A 20,157-nucleotide genomic window follows, 5' to 3' on the forward strand; every position below is an offset into this window, starting at 1 on the left:
TTCCCTCCCGCAAGCGAGAGGGAAAAGTCAGCGCCTCGGCGCATCTAGCATATTTTTGCCGAACAGGTTCGACCATTGCTCCTCGGTCAGCACCGGGCGTGCGCTCGACAGGTTCGCGGCGTTCTTGACGTCGGTCCCCGCCATCACCGCGGGCCGCTCGCCGATGCGCGTGAACCAGTCGGCGACCGCGGGATAATCGTCCAGCGTCAGTCCGATCGCACGGATCGCGCGGGTCCACGGCCAGACTGCGATGTCGGCGATGCTGTATTCCTCGGCCAGATAGTCGGCCTCGTTCAGCCGGCCGTTGAGCACGTGGAGCAGGCGCAGCGTCTCGTTGCGATAGCGCTCGACTGGATAGGATTGTCCCTCGGGGGCGTAGCGGATGAAGTGATGCGCCTGTCCCTGCATCGGCCCGAAACTCGCCATCTGCCACATGAGCCATTGTTGTGCCTGCGATCGGCGGCTCGGGCTTTCGGGAAGTAGCTGGCCGCTCTTTTCAGCGAGATAGAGCAGGATTGCGCCGGACTCGAACACCGGCAATGGCGCGCCGCCGCCGACCGGATCATGGTCGACGATTGCGGGCAGGCGGCCGTTCGGGTTTATGCGACGGTACTCCGGAGTCAGATGATCGCCCTCGAGCATGTTCATCGCCAGTAGCCGGTGCGGCAGCCCCGTTTCTTCTAGCATGATCGAGACTTTGTGGCCGTTCGGTGTAGGCGTAAAATAGACTTCGATCATGCCGAACTGCACCCCTTCCAACAGGTCACGACCGCCGCTGCCGTTTCCCTTTGGAGGAAAGCGTCGACGGCGGCCGATCCCTGGGACATCGAATTCGAACCTAGAACTTGATTCCGGCCTCGACCGAAATGTTGCGAGTGGGTTCGAGATAGAGAATCGCGCGGGGGGCCGCGGTGATCGGCGAGGGCAGGTTGAACGCGCTGCCGATCGTTTTTTCGTTCGTCAGATTCTTGCCGACGAGCGCGACGTGCCAGCTGTCGTCTTGATCGGCGAGCTGGACGCGAAGGTCGAGCTTTGCGTAGCCGCCCTGTACGCCGAAAATCGGGCTCTGATTGTCCGAGTTGAAATATTTCGACCGTGCCGATGCGACACCGGTGATGTCGAATTTCAGATCACTCGATAGGTCGAACCGCGCGTGCGCCGTGACGCTACCCGTATACTTTGACGAGTAAGCGACGGGATAACCTGCAAGATTGTTCGTTTGCGGCCTACACGTCACCGGCTGCGAAGCAAGGCATGCCGCGCCCGGATAGTCGTCATATTTGATGTCCGAATAGGCGGCCGACGCGCTGATGTCGAAGTTCTGGATCGGGAAGATGCTGAGCGATCCTTCGAGCCCCTTAGATGTTGCGGCGGCGGCGTTGCCGGTCAGATAGCTCGACGTCGCGGGCTGATAGACCGAAACCTGCAGATCCTTGAACTTTGTGTGATAGGCCGAGACGTTCGCGACGACTTTGCCGTCGAACAGCGTCGACTTGATGCCAGCCTCGAAATTTTCCGACTGTTCGGGTTCGAAGGTAAAGGTCGCGCTGGTCGTGCCTAGCGTGTTCGACACGAAGCCGCCTGATTTCGATCCGCGGCCCCAGGTCGCATAGACCATGATGCGCGGCGCGATGTCATATTGCAGCGTCACCGACGGATCGACATTGCCTTCGCTGATCGAGCCCGTAGCGCTTGAGATCGGACGCAGCGCGAAAGGGCCATAGACCAGCCGCGAGGCGAAATCGCCGTCCTTCTTGGTATGGCTATAGCGCAGGCTGCCGATCGCGCGGAACGCGTCGGTGATGTTGAAGGCGGCCTGACCAAAGACCGACCAGGATTCGGCTTTCTGCCTGAAGACGCTGTCGATGCGGCCGAAATAGTTCAGGCTGGCGATGTTGAAGCCCTGAAATTGCTCCAGCGTGTAATCCGACTTGTCGTAATAGGCGCCCGCGATGAATTCGAACGTCTTGCCGGTCGGCGACAGGATGCGGATTTCTTGTGAGATCTGGTCGAAGCGTTCGGGAAATGCGTTGTAAACCGAGTTGGCCGTGTGCGCGCCGCCGCTGTTCGGGATCGTCTGGTCGAAACCGTTGATGATCTTCGACTTGAACCAGCTGTAGCCGGTGACCGAGGTCAGTGTGAAATCGCCAAGCGCAAGATTGCCGACGCCTGAAATCATGACCGACTTGTTGTTGTTGCCCTCGTCGCCCAGCGCCGAGCGTTCGAGATAGCGCGTGGTCTGCGGATCCTGGCCGCTGGTCAGCGGGCTCGACACGGTGATGCCACCGATGACTTCGCGGTTTCCATACTCGACCTTCGCCGTATAATCGAAATTGCTCGACGGTTCCCACTTCACGGTCAGGCGCAGCAACTGCGACTTGATTTCGGGGTCGTCATGATCGGTCGCACGGTTATAGATATAGCCGTCCTGATTGACGATCTTGTACGCAAAGCGCGCGCCGAGTGTGTCGCTGATCGGTCCGGACAGGTAACCCGAGAAATCGGTGCCCTTGTGATCGAAGTTATAGATGCCCGTGAGCGCGCCTTCGAATGTTTTCGTTGGACCTGCCGACACAACGCTGACTGCGCCTGCTGCGGTGTTCTTGCCGAACAATGCGCCCTGCGGGCCGCGCAGCACTTCGACGCGCGCAAGGTCGAAGAAGGGGGCCTGTGCCTGGCGGTTGCGGCCGGCGTAGATGCCGTCGACATAGAGCGAAACCGACTGGTCGAACGCGAAGTTGGCCGGCGGCGAACCGAAACCGCGGATATAGATGACGTCGTTCCCAGCGGTCGACTGGACGAAGACGTTCGGCGTGTAGTTCATCACCGCCTTGATATCGCTGGTGTTGAATTCGGCGAGCTTGGCGCCGCTGACGACCTCCATCGAGATCGGCACGTTCTGCAGATTCTGTTCGCGCTTTTGGGCGGTGACGATGATTTCGTTGCTATTGCTGTCGTCGACGTCCGCCGTGTCGGCAGGGGCTGCCTGCGCCATTGTCGGTGCGGCATTGGCTAGCATTGCGATCGCCGCCACGCCGGACAGCAGGAACTGGTTATGCGCCTTCATCTTCACCCTCCCATAGAGCTTATCGTCGCGGTCCCGGAAAGCCTTCCGATCCGTCAATCTGATTGACCCTTAGTATACTAATGGTTTTATACTTGTCCATAGGCAGGAAGAGGATTCGCATCATGAACGAAGAAAATGGGAAAACGACATCGGTCGCGCTGGCGACCCGCCATCTGTGTACTGTCGAGTTCGAAGTGGGGGGCGGGATCATTGGCATCGGCGCGTCGCCGTTCGGTGATCAGCGGCTGGGCTATATCAGTGGTGGTCGCTTTTTCGGTCCGCGTATCAACGGTATAGTTCTGCCAGGCGGCGGCAATTGGTCGCGTAGCGGGCGGCTTGGCGACGATGCTTCGGTCGGTACGTTCGATGCCCGTGCGGTGTGGCAGACCGATGACGGCGAGCTGATCTATCTGAGCTACACCGGGCGCAACATCATTCCCGACGATGTGCGCGCGACCTTTGCCGACCCCTCCGTGCCCGACGCCGACCCGTCATGCTATTATCTGCGAATCGCGCCGGTGTTCGAAACCGCGAGCGCGAAATATGCGTGGCTGAACGGCGTGCTCGCGGTCGGCGTTGGCGAGCGCACCGATTTCGGCGTGCGCCACGTGATCCACGAGATATTGTGAGATGATCGACCTCCATTATTCGGCGACTCCGAACGGGCAGAAGATTGCGATCATGCTCGAGGAAACCGGCGAATCCTATCGCGTCATTCCTTACGATATTTTCGAGGGCGACCAACTCACGGCGGCGCTCGGGCGGATCAATCCGAACCACAAGCTTCCGGCGATCGTCGATCAGGCCCCCGAAGGTGGCGGCGATCCGGTGACGGTGTTCGAGTCCGGGGCGATCCTGCAATATCTCGCCGAGAAGAGCGGCCGCTTCCTGCCCGCGTCGGGCACGGCGCGTGCGGCGACGCTCTCGTGGCTGACCTGGCAGGTTGCGGGGCTGGGGCCGATGGGCGGGCAGGCCAGCCATTTCCTGCGCTATGCTCCCGCCGGACAGGATTATGCGGTCGAACGCTATACGAAGGAATTGAAGCGCCTGCTTGCCGTGCTCGAAAAGCGGCTCGAGAAGAGCGCCTATGTCGCGGGCGACGATTATACGATTGCCGACATGGCGATCTGGCCCGGCCGCGCCTCGGGGTTCGTGATGGGCATGGGGCTCGATGAATGGCCCGCGATGCACGCGTGGTTCGAACGGATCGGTGAGCGCCCGGCTGTCGTACGCGCAATGGCACGCGACGACCTGAAAGCACCCGCCAAATATATCGGCCGGCACCAGAAACTCGACGACAAGGAATGGTCTAACATGTTCGGCGATGCCAACCACGCGGCGGTAAAGGGCGATTGAAACCAAAGGGATCGGCTGAGCGACTGCTTTCGACCGGAACCGGCCGTCTCAATTTTCGTCACCCCGGACTTGATCCGGGGCCTGCCTTCTTGAAGGAAAAGGCGGGTCCCGGGTCAAGCCCGGGATGACGGTAGGCGATGCAGCAACGGCAGCTTCCCAACCCAAAGCCGCCGATCGCATGCCCGCCTCTCCGACATCTCACCGCTTCACATGCTGGCGGTCGCCCCAGAGGATCGCGCGATGCTCGTCGGTGAAGCCGGTGAGGCCGCCCTCGATCGTCTCGGCCCGCGCGACGCCGACCGTCATCCCCTCGGCGACCGCGGGGCGTTCGAGCATCGCCGCGCCCCAGCGATCGACATTCGGGAACCGCCCCCCCTTTTCGATGAGCTGGCGGCGCAGATAGGGCAGGGTGGCTATGTCGGCGATTGTATAATCTGGGCCCGCGAGCCATTCGGCTTCGCCAAGGCGCTTGTCGATCACCATCATCAGCCGGTCGACTTCGCGCGAATAGCGGGTGATCGCATATTCATGCCGGCCCTTGGCATAGTGGGTGAAATGCGCTTCCTGCCCGAACATCGGGCCGACGCCCGATACCTGGAACATCAGCCATTGCCAGCAGATCGCGCGCCCTACCGGATCGGTTGGCACGAACCGCCCGGTCTTTTCAGCAAGATAGAGCAGGATCGCGCCCGTTTCGCACAGTGTGAATGTCGTTCCCTCGGGCCCTTCGTCGTCGACGATCACCGGGGTCTTGTTATTCGGGTTGAGCGCAAGGAATTCGGGCGTGAGCTGATCGCCCGCGAGGATGTCGATATATTCGAGCCGCCATTCAAGCCCCATTTCGAGGAGCGCGATCGCGATCTTGCGCGCGTTCGGTGTGGGGCCACCATAAAGCGTGATCATTGCATCAAGCCTCACGTCCGAGCCAGCGGTTCAACACATCGTCCGTGTCTTGCCCGACATCGAGCGGGGCAGGACGGCGAACGCTGCCCGGCGTCGCCGACAGCTTCGGGAACACGCCCTGCATCGTCACATCGCCGAATTCCGCGTCGGCGATCGTCACCAGCGCCTCGCGCGCTGCGAAATGCGGGTCGCTCATCATGTCTTCGGCGTCGAAGACGCGACCCGCAGGAACGCCGGCTTCGACCATCTTCGCTTCCAATTCTCCGATTGTGAGCGTCGCGGTCCATTCGCCGATCAGCGCGTCGAGTTCTTCCTGTCTGACCCCGCGCGCGCGGTGCGTGGCATAGCGGTCGTCGCTCGCAAGTTCGGGACGACCCATCGCGGCAGCAAGGCGCGCGAAGACACCGTCCTGGTTCGCACCGATCAGATATTCGCCGTCGCGGCACGGATAGACGTTCGACGGTGCGATGGCGGGCAGCGTCGATCCGGTGCGACGGCGCTTCGTGCCGCTGGCCGAATAGTCGGACACGGTCGATTCCATTACCTGCAGCACCGCTTCGTAAAGCGCGGAATCGACGATCTGACCTTCGCCCGTCTTGCTGCGGTGGTGGAGCGCAGCGAGCGCGCCCATGCAACCGTACGTCGCGGCGAGCGTGTCGCCGATCGATACGCCCATGCGCGCCGGCGGCAGGTCGGGATAGCCGACGATGCCGCGCCAGCCGCCCATCGCTTCACCAATGCCGCCGAAGCCCGCACGCGCCGAATAGGGACCAGTCTGACCATAACCCGAGACACGCACGACGATCAGCCCGGGGTTGATCTTGCGCAGCTCTGCGGGGTCGAGGTTCCATTTTTCGAGCGTGCCGGGGCGGAAATTCTCGATTAGGATATCGGCCTTGGCGATCAACTCGCGTGCCAGCTGCTGGCCTTCCCCGGACCGGAGGTCGGCGGCGACCGAATATTTGTTGCGCGCGATCACGCGCCACCAGCTGGGTTTGTCGCCTTGGCCCCAGTTGCGCATCTGGTCGCCGGTCTCCGGCGGTTCGAGTTTGACGATCTCGGCGCCCATGTCGCCGAGCAACTGGCCGCAGAAGGGCCCCGCGATCAGCTGGCCCATCTCGACGACCTTGATGCCTTCCAGCGCGCCCCCGCTGCCTATATCCGTCATATCATTCCTTTCGGGACCGACTCTGATAGAGACGGTTCGCCTCGCCCATGGCTTTCATATACTTAGAATGCTATGTAATTTTCAACCTGCAAATGACTCGAAAAATTCAGGACGCAAGATGTTGAAAAACCGAACGGTGGAAATGCTCGAAGTCGGGCCGCGCGACGGCCTGCAAAATGAGTCAGCGACCATATCGACCGCTGAAAAGCTCGAATTGATCCGCCGTGCGATCGACTATGGCATACGCCGTATCGAGGTAACGAGCTTCGTCAATCCCCGGAAGGTCCCGCAACTCGCCGACGCCGAGGAATTGGCGGCGATGCTACCCGAGCGCGACGATGTGACCTATATCGGGCTGGTCCTCAATCGCCGCGGCGCCGAGCGCGCGCTCGCGACAGGCCGGATCGACGAACTCGGCGCGGTGTGCGTGACGAGCGACAGCTTCGGGATGCGCAATCAGGGCCAGAGTTCGGAAGAATCGCTCACCGCTGCGATGGAGATCGTTGCGCTGGCGAAGGCGGCCGGGCGCAGTGGACAGATCACCATTGCCACCGCTTTCGGCTGCCCGTTCGAGGGGCGAATATCGATCGATCGCGTCGTCGAGATGGCGAAACGCGCCGCCGATGCAGCCCCGCGCGAAATCGCGCTCGCCGACACGATCGGGGTCGGCGTACCGTCAGAGGTGTCCGAGATGGTCGGCCGGGTGCGCGAGGCGGTCGGCGCGCTGCCGGTGCGCGTTCATTTTCACAACACGCGCGGAACCGGCATCGCCAATGTCTGGGCGGCGGTGAATGAGGGCGCGGCGACGGTCGACGCATCGCTTGGGGGGCTCGGCGGCTGTCCCTTTGCGCCCGGCGCAGCGGGCAATGTCGCGACCGAGGATGTCGTCTATCTGCTCGAACGCAGCGGCGTCCAGACCGGCGTGATGCTTCCGCAGGTGGTCGAAGCAGCCGGATGGCTCACCGGTGTCATGGGCCGTCCGCTGCCCGCGATGGTCAGCAAGGCGCCGGCCTTTTAGAAGGTCGCGAGCAGCGCCATCACAACGCCGCCGACCACGAGCAACAGCCCGACGATCTCGTGCCAGCGGACGGGTTCGCGCAGGTAAAAATGCGCAAAGCCGATCGTGAAGATCACTTCGACCTGTCCGACGATACGCACCAGCGCCGCCGGCGCCGCTGCAAAGCCGATGTACCAACACGCCGACCCGAGAGCCGAAAGCAGGCCGACCTGGCTTGACGTCCGCCATTGCCGGAAGACGGCACGGAACGTGTCGCGGTCGCGCATGACGACCCATGCCAGATGCAGCCCGGTTTGGATTGCCATCACGACGACGAGCGTGACGAGCGCCGACCCGATGAGGTCGACGTCCTCCAGTTCGGCCGTGGCCAATTTGACCGCGATCGCGGCGAGCGCGAACATCGACCCTGCACCAAGGCCGCATAGCGCAGCGGGTTGCCCCAGCGCTCGCCAGATCTCGCGGACCGATACGCCGCGTCCGGCAAGCGCCAGCGTCAACACACCGGCGACACCCGCGACGATCCCGAGCCACGCGAGCAAGGGCAGCCGCTCGCCGAGGAACAGCGCTGTGACCAACGCCGCCTGCACCGCCTCGGTTTTGGAAAAAGCGGTGCCGACGACAAAGCCGCGATGGCCGAACGCCATGATCAGCAGGATAGTCCCCGCCATCTGCGTCACCGCACCCGCGAAGGCAAAACCGGCAAACGCCGCGCCGAAGTGCGGGATCGATTCGCTTTGGAGGGTGAGCCATAAAATCGCGAAGACGAGGGCGAAGGGCAGGCCGTAAAGATAACGGACCAGACCCGCGCCGCTGATACTCAGTTCGGCGCGCAGGCGCTGCTGGAGCGCGGTACGCCACGCCTGGAACAATCCGCCGAGCAGCGAAGCGGGAAGCCAGATCGGATTCATGCCGCCGCCATCGGTTCGATGCTTCCCGTCAAAAACGGCGACCCGATGCCGCCCCTTGCGACACGCCCATATGCGCTGTGCGGGATTTTGGAAGCCGCGACGGCTCTTTTTGCGATTTCGCCTTGTCGATTATCCGGCGTTGCGCAGCAATCGGACCATATGTTCGCGCATCGCGAATTTCTGGACCTTGCCGGTCACGGTCATCGGGAAGTCATCGACGAAAAGGACATGGCGCGGGATTTTGTAGTGGGCGATGCGACCCCTGCAATAGGCGCGGACATCCTCTTCGCTCAGCGCCGCGCCGGCGCGCGCGATGATCCAGACGCACAGCTCTTCGCCATATTTCCGGTCGGGTATGCCCACCCCCTGGACGTCCATGATGTCGGGATGGGTGAGTAGATATTCCTCGATCTCGCGCGGATAGATATTTTCGCCGCCACGGATCACCATGTCCTTGATCCGCCCGACGATCTGGCAATATCCGGCGTCGTCGATCGTCGCGAGATCGCCCGTGTGCATCCACCCGTCGGCATCGATCGCATCGGCGGTGCGGTCGGGATCGTCCCAATATCCGATCATCACCGAATAGCCACGCGTGCAAAGCTCGCCCGTCTGCCCGCGCGGCACGATATCGCCGGCAAGGTCGATCAGCTTGACCTCAAGATGCGGCTGGATGCGGCCGACGGTCGATACGCGCAGGTCGAGCGGATCGTCGGTGGCGCTCTGGAAGCTGACCGGGCTGGTTTCGGTCATGCCATAGGCGATGGTGACCTCCTCCATGTGCATCCGGTCGATCACTTCGCGCATCACCGCCATCGGGCAGGGTGATCCCGCCATGATCCCGGTGCGCAGCGACGACAGGTCGAAGCGGCCGAAATCGGGGTGGTTCAGCGCCGCGATGAACATCGTCGGCACGCCGTACAGCGCGGTGCAGCGCTCGGCCTCGACCGCCTCCAGCACCGCGTGCGGATCGAAGGCTTCGGCGGGATAGATCATTGTCGCCCCGTGCACAGCGCAGGCGAGATTGCCCATGACCATGCCGAAACAATGATAGAGTGGCACCGGAATGCACAGCCGGTCGATCACGGTCAGCCCGATCCGCGCGCCGACGAACGCGCCGTTGTTGAGGATGTTGCGGTGCGACAGCGTCGCGCCCTTCGGGAAACCGGTGGTGCCGCTGGTGAACTGGATGTTGACCGCCATGTCGGGGGTGAGCGCGATGTTTGCCAGCGCGCTGATGTCCTCGCTGGCGAGCGCCGCGAACGGCAGGCAGCCTGCATGTTCGGCGTCGCCGAGCGCGACGACCAGCCGCAGGCCGGGCAGGCGTGCGGCGTTCAACTGTCCGGGCTCGGAGGCTGCGAGTTCGGGGGCAAGCTCGCCGAGCATCGCGACATAGTCGCTGCTCTTGTGCGAGGGCGCGAGGATCAGCGCCGCACAGCCGACCTTGTTCAGCGCATAGTCGAGTTCGGCGGTGCGGTAGGCCGGATTGATGTTGACCAGGATCAGCCCCGCCTTGGCAGTTGCGAACTGGACGATGACCCATTCGGCGCAATTTGGCGCCCAGATACCGACCCGGTCGCCCGGTTGCAGCCCGCGTTGCAGCAAGCCCGCCGCGACCGCATCGACGCGCGATTTCAGCTCGCGCCACGTCCAGCGCACGGCTTGATGCCGGACGACCAGCGCTTCCCTGTCCGGATGGCGGAGGACGGTCTGGTCGAAGCAGTCGCCGATTGTCATCTCGATCAACGCACTGGTCTGGTCGCCGCGAACGAAGCTGTCGGTCATGCGTCGGCTTTCCTGAATTCCCAATCCCTGAACTCCTCGTCGCGCAATTCCTTGCGCCGGATCTTGCCGCTGACCGTCTTGGGCAGGCTGGTCACGAATTCGATACGGCGCGGATATTTGTACGGCGCCGTCGTCGCCTTCACATGATCCTGCAAAGCCTTGGCGAGTTCGTCCGATGGATTGTGGCCTGCGGCCAGAACGACGAACGCCTTCACGACCTCGCCGCGCGTTGCGTCGGGGCTGGCAACGACCGCACTTTCGGCGACCGCTTCATGCTCGAACAACACACTTTCGACCTCGAACGGTCCGATGCGATATCCCGATGACAGGATGACATCGTCGGCGCGGCCGACGAACCAGAAAAAGCCGTCGGCATCGACGGTGGCGCGGTCACCGGTGAGGTACCAGCCATCGCGAAAGACACTCGCGGTCCGGTCGGAGTCGCCTCGATAGCCGAGGAACAGGCCGGGCGGACGGCGCTCGCCGACGCGCAGTGCGATGTCGCCTTCCTCGCCGGGCGGCAACATCGCGCCGTCGTGCCCGATCACCGCGAGATCGATGCCCGGCGTGGGGCGCCCCATCGCGCCCTGCCGCGCAGAGCCCGCGCGGTTACAGCACAGCAGCACCGTTTCGGTCTGGCCATAGCCGTCGTGGATATCGAGGCCGGTCGCCTTCTTCCAGAGGTCGATAACTTCGGGATTGAGCGGCTCGCCCGCGCTGACACAGTGCCGCAAACGTGGAAAACTACGCCCCTCCAGATCGGCGCGCACGAACATGCGGTAAGCGGTCGGCGGCGCGCACAGCGTTGTCACCGGAAAGCGTTCGAGCAGGTTCATCGCAGCGACCGGGTCGAACCCCGGCGCATGATTGACGAAGATTGCCGCGCCCATCAGCCAGGGCGCGAACAGGCTGCTCCACGCCGCCTTCGCCCAGCCGGTGTCGGACATGTTCCAGTGCAGGTCCCCGGGCCCCAGGTCGAGCCAGAAGCGACCGGTGATCTCGTGCGCAAGCGGATAACCCGCCCCGTGGATCGTCATCTTGGGCTGGCCCGTTGTGCCGCTGGTAAAATAGCAGAGCGCCGGATCGTCGAACGCGGTATCGGCGATGACGGCCAGCGGCGATGCTGTCGTCTTGGCCGCACCATAGTCGATCCATCCGGCGCGCGGTCCGCCGATATGGATGCGCGTGACCGCTTCGCCCGCCAGCGCATCATCGACCCGTGGCGCGATTTCGGAGCCCGCAATCACGCAGCGCGCCTCGGCCGCGCCGCACCGATAGGCGATATCCTTGGGCGTCAGCTGCACGGTACCTGGCGAAGCGATCGCCCCCAGCCGCAGGCAGGCAAGCATCAATTCCCACCACTCGATTTCGCGCGATAGCAGAATCAGCACCGTGTCGCCCGGACCGACGCCCGCCGCCCGCAACACCGCGGCGGCGCGTGCCGCATGGTCCGACAGTTCGGCAAAGCTGCGGTCGATGACTGTGCCCGATCCATCGGTCCACAACAGCGCCCGTGCGCCGGGCGTTTCCGCTGCCCGCCGGTCAATCGCATCGCGTGCGAAATTATAATGCGTCGGCGGATTCCAGTCGAAGGCTTCGCTCATCCGCCGCGCGCCACGTTGATCACGGACAATTGGGTATATTCGGCCAGCCCTTCCTCCGATTGCTCGACGCCAAGGCCGGAGGATTTGACCCCCGCCATGGGGACGTGCGGGCCGATCGCGATATGCTGGTTGACCCACACCGAACCGCTTTCGATCCGGTTCGCGACCGCGACCGCGCGGTCGATATCGCGCGACCACACCGACGCGCCGAGGCCATAGGGTGACGCATTGGCGCGCGCGACGACATCGTCGATATCCGAATAGCGGATCACGGGCAGGATCGGGCCGAACTGTTCCTCGTCGACGATCTCGTCGCCGTCGGTCACGTCGCGCACGATCGTCGGGCGTAGGAAATAACCGGCGCGGTCGATGATCTCGCCACCCGCGATGATCGTCCCGTCGGTCCGCGCGCGTTCGAGGAAGCCCTTCAGCTTCTCATATTGCGCCTTGTTCTGGATCGGGCCGATCTGCGCGCCTTGCGCCAGCCCGTCGTCGACCACCGCGGCCTCGGCAAGCCGCGCCAATTCGTCGCACATCGCGTCATAGATGCTGTCGTGGACATAGGCGCGCTTGATCGCGAGGCACACCTGCCCGCAATTGAGGAAGGCGGCGTTGAAAATACCCTGCGCGGTGGCGCGCACGTCGACATCGTCGAGCACGATCCCGGGATCGTTGCCACCAAGCTCGAGCGTCAATCGTTTCAGCCCATCGGCGGCGCTTGCCATGATCTTCTTGCCCGTCGCGGTCGACCCGGTGAAGCCGACTTTGGCAATCCGCGGATCGGCGGTCAGATAGCCGCCAAGATCGTTGGCATCGGTGATGATGTTGACGACGCCGGCCGGGAAAATGTCGCGGCACAGTTCGCCCAGCATCAGTGCGGTCACCGGCGTCGTCGGCGCGGGTTTCAGCACGATGGTGTTGCCCGCGATCACCGCCGGCCCGATCTTCCAGCAAGCGACGAGCAGCGGGAAATTCCACGCAATGATCCCCGCGACGACGCCGAGTGGCTTGCGGCGGACCTGGATCAGCCCGCTCGCATCGTCCTGGATCGTCCGTTCGGCAATCGCCAGCGTCGCATAATGCCGCAGATAGCCTTCGGCCCACGCGATTTCACCCTGCGCCTCGGCGAGCGGCTTGCCCTGTTCCTGGGTCAGAGCGCGCGCCAGCCTGTCGGCATTCGCCACGATCGCATCGGCAAGCTGCGAGACCTTCGCCTGCCGCTCGGCCATCGGGGTTTCGGCCCATGGCGGAAACGCCGTGGCGGCCGCTTCGATCGCTTCGTCCGCTTGTCGCTCCGTCGCGCGCGCGACGGTGGCGAAGACCTCTTCGGTCGCCGGGTTGATAACGTCCATCTGGTGGTCGCCTTCGACCAGTCGTCCGCCAATGAGCATTTTATAGTCAGACATGCCGCTCTCCGATCAGAATTTCACGCCCACGGTCACACCATAGGTTCGCGGAGTCCCGACATGGTTATAGTCGAAACCGAAGCCCGCGAGCAGGTCGACTCGCGAGGTGAAGTAGAATTTATTGGTGAGGTTCTTTCCCCAGACCGAAGCGTTCCAGCGGCCGTCGGCGGACTCCCAGTCGATATGCCCTGCGAGAAGAACATAGCTGTCCTGCCGCAGCCGGGGAATATTGAGCACCTCGAAATACTGGCTCGACGAATAGTTGATGTCGCCATGCAGGCTGAGCTTGCCGCTGGCGCTGTCCATCACCGTCGCGTCGACACCGCCCGTGAATGTGAATTTCGGAGCGTTCGACAGATTGTTCCCACTGACGTCGACGCCGCTGACGATTCCGCGCTTGATCTTGGTATCGAGCAGGCCAACGCCCGCGCGCAGGGTCACCATGTCGGTCGCGCGAACGGTCAGTTCCGCCTCGCCGCCAAGGATGCGCGAGCGCGGTATGTTGAGCAAAGTCTGCGCGGCGGTCGCGGGATCGATGTTGATAAACTGCTGATTGCTGTAGGAATAATGGAAGGCCGCCAGGTTGAGCGTGACGCGGCGATCGGCGAACTGGCTCTTCAGCCCCAATTCGAACGCTTCGATCTTCTCGGCCTTCGCGACCGACAGCTCGGACGGGTCGAAAAAGGCCTGCGCGTTGAAGCTTGGCGCGCGATAGCCGCGGCTGTAGTTGCCATATACCATCACATCGGGATTGATCTTGTAGTCGGCGCCGATCTTGCCCGACAGATTTTCGGTGCTGTAGTCGAGCCGCGACGGCGGGATCAGGTTCGCGACAAGCACGCCGTTCGGACCAAGCGCATTGGATTCGAAATTGCTTTGCGTCCCCTTGTCATGCGTAAAGCGGATGCCCCCGCGCAGCGTCAACTGGTCGGTGAGTTCGAAGCTCATGTCGGAATAGAGTGCATAGCTCTTCTTGAGCTGGTCGAAGCTGTTGCGGAACAGGCAGCCGAGCGGCAGGCCGATCGCGCAGTCAGCATCGGTGACCCCGGGAAGCCCGTCGGAATCGACGTCCTTGCCAATTTCAAAAGTCGTCTCGTTATAGACCTTCTCGCGGTTGAAATAGGCGCCGAGGATGAAGTTGAACGGACCGCCGAAGTCGCTGGTCAGGCGGAGATCCTGCGCGAATTGCGTCGCCCGGTCGGTGTAGGGAATTTCGAGCAACTCGGTTGCCGTGCCGTCGGTATCCTCATAGAAATTCAGCCGCCCCTTGTCCCACGAAGTGACGCTGGTGATTGCCAGCGTGTCGCTGAGATCGACAGTGCCGGTCAGTGACACCGACCAGGTGCGCGCGCGGCGGCGATCGGTGACGTTCGCTTCGATCTCGCGCCGCCCGAGCCCGGGCCGGTTTGTCGCTTCAGGCTGGGCGTAGATGCCGTAATTGCGCGGGTTCTGGTAACTGGTCGAGGCGCGCAGGACAAAGCGCGCGCCGTCGCTCGGTTCGAACAACAGGCTGCCGCGCACCCCATATTCGCGCACGCTGGCCAGGTCGGGTTTGCCCGGCAACTGGTTCTTGAACCAGCCGTCGGCGCGCGCCGCCGTGAAGGCGATGCGCGCCGCGACCGTTTCGCCCAGTGGCACGCTCACCGCGCCATTGGCTTCATAGCGGTTATAATTGCCGTATCCGAGATTGAGATAACCCTCGGTGTCTCCGAGCATCGGCGTCCGGCTGATCAGATTGACCGCGCCGCCCGTGGTGTTCTTGCCATAGAGGGTGCCCTGTGGGCCGCGCAGAACCTCGACGCGTTCGAGGTCGTACATAGCGACTCCGAGGAAAGCGAAATTGCCCTTGTAGACCTCGTCATAATAGGTCGCGACGGGGCTAGCCTGATTGAGGCTATAGTCCGACATCGACACGCCGCGCAGCGCGAAGATCGGCGTGTTGTCGCCGACGGTGGAGGTAAGCTGGAGGTTGACGATCTTGCTCGCCAGTTCGTCGGCCTGCGTCACCCGCTGCCGTTCGAGTGAGTCCCCGCCGATGGCGCTGACCGCGATCGGGACGTCCTGCAGGCGTTCGGATCGTTTTTGCGCGGTGACGACGATGTCGGTGCCGCCCACCGTCTCGGCCACCGCGACTTCGGCGCTGGTTTCCGCTGCCGTTTCCTGCGCCAGCGCGGACGTGGATGCGCTCGCCAGCAGCAGGGCCAGCATCGGACGTGTGACGTGCTTTGGTACCTTGGTCATCGAAAAACTCCCCTGTTTTATTTCTGTTGTTTGTCCCCGGGGTCGAAGCTTGCGACCATGCCCGCCCGCACCGTCGCCGCTTCTGCCCGCAGCGGTTTTATCCGCAGCCGCCCCACCTCGGCCGGCGTGTACGGCGTGAAGTCCGCCGGGATATTTGCAGGATCGAACCGCACCAGCGACCAGTTCACCACTTCGGCCAGATCGGCGTCGGACAGCGCTGCGGTCGCGACGCCCGGCACGCGAACCAGATATTCGCGCCCGCCGGGTACGTGCAGGAACTTCCCGACAAAGCCCGCCATCGTTGGCGTGGTTTGCGGCGTGCCTGTCGCGTCGGCGCGGTGACATCCCTGACAGGACAAGATCCAGTTTTGCCGCGCCCGCGCCGCATTCGCCACGCCGGGGATCGTCTCCGGGCCACTCCGCGCTGGGGTCGTAACGGCCGTTCCGGTAGCCAGGATCAGTGCGGGAACGGCCAGCCATCTCATTTGCCGGCGATGCCCGGCTGAAGGCGTGCGACCGCAGCGGAATTGAGCCCCGCGCTGCCAGCACGGTATCCGGCAATCTCGCGCGGCGTGAAGGGCTTCGCCGTCGCGCCGCGGATGACATGGTTGAGCACCGCTGCCACCTGCGCATCATTGAGCCCCGCCTGCGCGGGCATCGTCCCGCGATAGGGCTTGCCCCCGACGGTAATTGGCCCCGAGACACCGCGGATCACCACCAGCGCGAGATAGCGGCGTCCGGCGGCGGTTGCCGCGAGCGACCGGACGTCGGCCTTCAACGGCGGGAAGGCACCCGGAACACCTGAACCATCGGCAAGGTGGCACGCGGCGCAGCGCTTGTAGATGGTGGCGCCGTCATCGGCCGCCATCGCTTGTCCGGCCGCTGTCAGCCCCGTTAGCGCCAGCAAGATCGCCAACCTCCGCATCATTGCTGCTCCAGCGCGACGCCGAGGATCACCGCAGTCGAGCAATTATAGATTGCGCTCGATGTGCCGAGGCACCAATTGATGTCGTTATTCGCCTGCGGCCGCACCATCGGCCTGTCGCGCTCGTTGCGGTTGCACAGGCAACGCCCGCACGAAGATTTGCCGCAGCAGTCGTTATAGCTGATGATATAGGCGCGGTTGTCGGCAGGGTTCTGGCACGTGCCGATCCACGTGATCGGCGACATTTCGGTCCCAGGCGGGCAACTGCTCGCGGTGCCGCCGCAGCAACTGCACAAAAAGCCGTCGATTGCGCAGTAACGCCAGTAATCGCATTGTGTCTGATCACCCGGGTCCTGCGGATTGCCCGTCGGCTGCGGCGCTATCGGATCGCCGCCGCTATGGCCGTGCCCCTGAGCCTGCGCGCGTGATACCGGCAGGACAGGTATCACCGCCGCCCCAGTCAACGCCCCGCCGATCAGCGTCAGCAGGCTGCGCCGTGATGTCGCGCGCGCGACCCGGCGCGTCATCTTCTCCGAAAATTTGTCGAGACCCGACATGCTTGTCCCCTTCTGTCGTGCTGTGCGGGATCAACCGCGCGCGAGATATTCCTGGATCGATGCGACGCGGCGTTCCTTGGCCTCGAACAGGCTTTCGAGATGCTCGCGATTGTTGACGAGGCCGAGCGAAGCGATGTTGCCTTCCTCGTCGATCAGCACTGCATAAGGGAGCTTCGAGACGCCCAGCGCGCGGCCCAGGCTTTCCGACAGGACATAGTCGAAGCCTGCCAGCCCTTCGGCCATCATCAGCCGGCGATGCGCCGCGGGGTCGCCATCGCTTGCCAGAACAACGTCCAGCCAGCCTCGCTCGGCACTGCGTGCCGAGCGGATGACGGGGAGCAATGTCTTGCATACCGGGCAATCGGGGGAGAGAAAGAAGATGAGCTGGCCGCGGCGCTGGCGTTTGCCGCCGATCGCGACCTGCTTGCCCTCGAGCGTGTCGAGCGTCATCTCGGGCGCCTTGTCGCCGACATTCACTTTCTGGTGCAATGTCAGCGCCCCGGCGGGAGCGATGCGTTCGTGAAGAACGCCGACCTGCCGCGCCAGCGCTGCGACGAGCACCCCGAGCACCGCAACGGCGATCCAGAGTAAAATTTGCGACGCGAGGAAAAATCCGGTCATCGGGTGACACTCCTGCTGGAGGCGGGAAGGTTGGCGATCTCGCCGGCTGCGAAGAGCAAGGCGAGAAAGGCGAGGGCGGCGAGGATCGACTGGATGTCGATGCCGCCGCCCCCGGCGGGAGAGACGAGGAGGGCGAGTGCCGCGGCGCCGAGCGCAAAGGCGCGGCCGATGACAAAACCGCCAATACCGCCCCGCCGCTTGCCGAAGTCGCAGCCGCAGTCGATGCCGCCATCGCCGCGACGGCGGGCCGCGAGGAGCGCTGCACCATAGAGCGACCACAGGAGCGCGGCGAGCAACGCGCCTACCGGGCGCGATGCAGGAAAGAGCAGGGCGAGTGCGGCTGCGACCTCGATCGCGGCCGCCGCCAGAGTGGTGGGCATTGCGACGGCCGGGTTCAGGCGCAGCAGACCGGCCGTGGCCTGCGTCAGCCGTGCGCGCTCGAGGAGTTTGTGCGCCGCCGAGGCGCCGAGCACCGCGGCCAGAAACAGCGCAAGGACAGAGGTGACCGCGAACATCAGCGTGCCGCCGTCATCGTCATCGGATCGTGCGCGACGCTTGCGATCGTGCGGACGAAGGAACCGCTCGTCGCATTATAGACGTCGAGGGAGCCATCGGAGCGCGACGCGACGAGTAGCGGATTTGCCTGCTGCGTCGCCTCGATCGAGACACTGTGGTTCTTGAGCGCGATGCGGCGGACCAGCGTCTTCGCCTTCGGATCGATCACCCACGCCTCGGTCCCGCCATCCTTATGCGATCCTTCAACGCCCTTGGGGGTCATCAGCACATAAAGCAGCCCGGCGCGGTCGGCCGAAATGACCTGCCAGCCGCCAGGGCGCCATGCGGGCGTGCCGCCGACTTGCGCGGGGAGCGCGAAGCTGCCGAGATCTTTAGCCGCCGCGCCCGCGAAATCGATCGCGCGCAGATTGCCCTTGAAGCTGACAAACCAGCCGGTCTGCCCAACCATCGCCGGCGTCATGAACAGCGGGTCGTCGTCGATATTGTTGAACGCCGTGCTGGTGACCGCCGGCCCGGCCTTACCTGCCGCGTCGAGCGCGATGCTCGTCATCGTCCCGTCGGCGCACAACGAGGTGAAGCCGCGCGGCCCGGTGGGATAGACAAGCGAACAGCCCGGCAGGTCGATGTCCGACAATATCTTGCGGCCGCCCAGATCGACGACCGTCACCGACGATCCGGGGGTGAAATTGAACACCAGCGCCCATTTCTCGTCATTGGTGAGTTGCAGGCTGTTGCGCAGGGTGACGAACAGGCCGCGCTTGCCGCCGGGCAGGACGATCTCGTCCTTCGGCGCCAGCGTCTTCGTGTCCCAGATCGTAATGACATCGGTACGTTCGCCGCGCGTCAGCCGCGAAAGAAAGGTTTCGCCGACATAGATTTCGCCGCGCGTCGTTGACGGCAGGATGTTGCCGAACTGGGCGACCGGAATCTGGCCGCGGACATGGCTGTGTTCGGCCGCCACATCGACGATCGCGGCGCGCCCGTCGGGCAGGCTGTTGAAATGCAGGTCGTGCACGAAGACCCAATTGTCGGGATAGCGTTCGGGCAGTTCGGCGACGGTCGGAACCGGCTCTTCGGGCAGCGGCTGCGGAAAGTCCGCGGCGCTGGTTACGCTGGTCGACATCATCAATGCGGCAAAGACCGCCCCTCTCGCGATGCGCTGCATCCCGGCACTCCCTCTTTGGTTGACAATGGCTCTGACGGCCGATTCGAGTAGATGTTGATCGAGTGTCCAATTTTAGTCAAGTGACAAAATTAGGTCACTTGTCCAAGGACCGCAACGCGGTTACCTAGGCCGCGGAGGATGCTGAATCTTGACGAATTTCATTGTTCCGGACCTGAAAATTACCCCGCGTGCGGGCGGCTATGCCCGCGGCCAGGATGGCTTCGAGCATATTCTTCGCTCGGCGCTGTCGCTGCTCGTGGACCATGGATCGTCGGCTCTGACGCTCCGCCGTATCGCCGCCGAATCGGGGATGAATGTCGGCAACCTCAACTATTATTTCCGCTCGAAAGAGGAATTGATCCGCGAACTGCTGAACGCCGTGATCAGCAGTTATGAAGAATCGTTCGACGAGATCATCCACGAACCCGGCGCCAGCGCCGAGGCGCGGCTCGAAAATCTGGTGATGCTGATTCTCGAAGACATCACGACCAAAAAGACGACGCGTTTCTTCCCCGAACTATGGGCGATGGCGAACCATGATCCCTTCGTCCACGACCGGATGAACGAGCTTTACGAGCGCGCACGCGTCTCGCTCAACGAACTGATCGCCGAGATCAATCCGGCGCTTCCGAGCGATGAACGCGAAATCTTGGCGCTGTTCATTTCGGGGTCGATGGAGGGGCTGACGGTGTTTGCCGGCTATGAAAAGCCTTGGCGCGAGCAGATGCCGATGCTCGAGGCGATCGCGCGCCGCTCCTTCGTCCATCTGGCACAGACGTTACGCCCGGGCGAGCTTAAAGAGCTGGCGAACCTGCCACGCTAAACAGCTAGACCGTCCGGTGCCCGGCCTGCAAGGACGGGGCGGGAGACGATCATGCTGGATATTCATCATAGGTGCGCCGCGCCGCGCTGGGCAC

The 20,157-nt window shown here is 63.4% G+C and carries 19 protein-coding genes; 4 read left to right on the forward strand and 15 right to left on the reverse strand.

Annotation, left to right across the window (positions count from 1 at the left end):
- Positions 1-27: 27 nt before the first annotated feature.
- Both AC07NV_RS17555 and AC07NV_RS17560 read right to left on the reverse strand, forming a co-directional pair.
- Positions 28-738, reverse strand: a complete 711-nt coding sequence (locus AC07NV_RS17555) for a glutathione S-transferase N-terminal domain-containing protein (RefSeq protein ID WP_495167682.1) — start codon at positions 736-738, stop codon at positions 28-30.
- A gap of 100 nt (positions 739-838) precedes the next feature.
- A complete protein-coding gene (locus tag AC07NV_RS17560; protein WP_495167683.1) occupies positions 839-3,067 on the reverse strand; it encodes a TonB-dependent receptor in 2,229 nt (742 codons plus the stop codon).
- A 122-nt stretch (positions 3,068-3,189) separates the two neighbouring features.
- Here AC07NV_RS17560 and AC07NV_RS17565 point away from each other — a divergent pair, with 122 nt between their 5' ends.
- Both AC07NV_RS17565 and AC07NV_RS17570 read left to right on the forward strand, forming a co-directional pair.
- Positions 3,190-3,696 (forward strand): DUF3237 domain-containing protein, encoded by a 507-nt coding sequence (locus AC07NV_RS17565; protein WP_495167684.1) that lies wholly within the window; start codon positions 3,190-3,192, stop codon positions 3,694-3,696.
- A gap of 1 nt (position 3,697) precedes the next feature.
- Entirely contained in the window at positions 3,698-4,423 is a 726-nt protein-coding gene (locus AC07NV_RS17570) for a glutathione binding-like protein (RefSeq protein ID WP_495167685.1), read from the forward strand.
- A gap of 198 nt (positions 4,424-4,621) precedes the next feature.
- Here the strand turns inward: AC07NV_RS17570 and AC07NV_RS17575 are convergent, their stop codons facing one another.
- Positions 4,622-5,326 (reverse strand): glutathione S-transferase family protein, encoded by a 705-nt coding sequence (locus AC07NV_RS17575; RefSeq protein ID WP_495167686.1) that lies wholly within the window; start codon positions 5,324-5,326, stop codon positions 4,622-4,624.
- Positions 5,327-5,330: 4 nt separating this feature from the next.
- The gene (locus tag AC07NV_RS17580) at positions 5,331-6,494 is read right to left on the reverse strand and encodes a CaiB/BaiF CoA transferase family protein (protein WP_495167687.1); all 1,164 of its coding nucleotides are present in this window, start codon (positions 6,492-6,494) and stop codon (positions 5,331-5,333) included.
- A gap of 118 nt (positions 6,495-6,612) precedes the next feature.
- On the opposite strand from AC07NV_RS17580, the gene AC07NV_RS17585 reads away from it, so the two are divergent.
- Positions 6,613-7,512, forward strand: a complete 900-nt coding sequence (locus AC07NV_RS17585) for a hydroxymethylglutaryl-CoA lyase (RefSeq protein ID WP_495167688.1) — start codon at positions 6,613-6,615, stop codon at positions 7,510-7,512.
- Here AC07NV_RS17585 and AC07NV_RS17590 read toward each other — a convergent pair.
- From AC07NV_RS17590 to AC07NV_RS17640, 11 genes are all read right to left on the reverse strand, one after another.
- A complete protein-coding gene (locus tag AC07NV_RS17590; RefSeq protein ID WP_495167689.1) occupies positions 7,509-8,420 on the reverse strand; it encodes an EamA family transporter in 912 nt (303 codons plus the stop codon). The genes AC07NV_RS17585 and AC07NV_RS17590 overlap by 4 nt on opposite strands.
- A 129-nt stretch (positions 8,421-8,549) precedes the next feature.
- The gene (locus AC07NV_RS17595; RefSeq protein WP_495167690.1) at positions 8,550-10,205 is read right to left on the reverse strand and encodes an AMP-binding protein; all 1,656 of its coding nucleotides are present in this window, start codon (positions 10,203-10,205) and stop codon (positions 8,550-8,552) included.
- Positions 10,202-11,809 (reverse strand): AMP-binding protein, encoded by a 1,608-nt coding sequence (locus AC07NV_RS17600; protein WP_495167691.1) that lies wholly within the window; start codon positions 11,807-11,809, stop codon positions 10,202-10,204. The genes AC07NV_RS17595 and AC07NV_RS17600 overlap by 4 nt, the downstream gene beginning before the upstream one ends.
- Positions 11,806-13,215, reverse strand: coding sequence for an aldehyde dehydrogenase family protein (locus tag AC07NV_RS17605; protein ID WP_495167692.1), 1,410 nt, complete (start codon positions 13,213-13,215; stop codon positions 11,806-11,808). Before AC07NV_RS17605 ends, AC07NV_RS17600 begins: the two co-directional genes overlap by 4 nt.
- Before the next feature lie 12 nt (positions 13,216-13,227).
- On the reverse strand, positions 13,228-15,456 hold the full coding sequence (locus AC07NV_RS17610) for a TonB-dependent receptor (protein ID WP_495167693.1): 2,229 nt from the start codon (positions 15,454-15,456) through the stop codon (positions 13,228-13,230).
- A 17-nt stretch (positions 15,457-15,473) separates the two neighbouring features.
- A complete protein-coding gene (locus tag AC07NV_RS17615; RefSeq protein ID WP_495167694.1) occupies positions 15,474-15,851 on the reverse strand; it encodes a cytochrome C in 378 nt (125 codons plus the stop codon).
- 86 nt (positions 15,852-15,937) lie between these two features.
- Positions 15,938-16,384, reverse strand: coding sequence for a c-type cytochrome (locus tag AC07NV_RS17620; protein ID WP_495167695.1), 447 nt, complete (start codon positions 16,382-16,384; stop codon positions 15,938-15,940).
- A complete protein-coding gene (locus AC07NV_RS17625; protein ID WP_495167696.1) occupies positions 16,381-16,938 on the reverse strand; it encodes a methylamine dehydrogenase light chain in 558 nt (185 codons plus the stop codon). The genes AC07NV_RS17620 and AC07NV_RS17625 overlap by 4 nt, the downstream gene beginning before the upstream one ends.
- 30 nt (positions 16,939-16,968) lie before the next feature.
- The gene (locus tag AC07NV_RS17630; protein ID WP_495167697.1) at positions 16,969-17,559 is read right to left on the reverse strand and encodes a redoxin family protein; all 591 of its coding nucleotides are present in this window, start codon (positions 17,557-17,559) and stop codon (positions 16,969-16,971) included.
- Positions 17,556-18,074: a MauE/DoxX family redox-associated membrane protein gene (locus AC07NV_RS17635; protein WP_495167698.1), complete on the reverse strand. Its 519-nt coding sequence runs from the start codon at positions 18,072-18,074 to the stop codon at positions 17,556-17,558. Before AC07NV_RS17635 ends, AC07NV_RS17630 begins: the two co-directional genes overlap by 4 nt.
- Positions 18,074-19,240 carry an amine dehydrogenase large subunit gene (locus AC07NV_RS17640; protein WP_495167699.1) on the reverse strand — a complete coding sequence of 389 codons (1,167 nt, stop codon included), beginning with the start codon at positions 19,238-19,240 and terminating at the stop codon, positions 18,074-18,076. Before AC07NV_RS17640 ends, AC07NV_RS17635 begins: the two co-directional genes overlap by 1 nt.
- 148 nt (positions 19,241-19,388) lie before the next feature.
- Here AC07NV_RS17640 and AC07NV_RS17645 point away from each other — a divergent pair, with 148 nt between their 5' ends.
- Complete coding sequence (locus tag AC07NV_RS17645) at positions 19,389-20,063, forward strand: TetR/AcrR family transcriptional regulator (RefSeq protein WP_495167700.1); 675 nt, start codon at positions 19,389-19,391, stop codon at positions 20,061-20,063.
- The last annotated feature ends 94 nt before the right edge of the window (positions 20,064-20,157 follow it).

This window comes from Sphingopyxis sp. GW821-FHT10B01, from assembly GCF_059415685.1.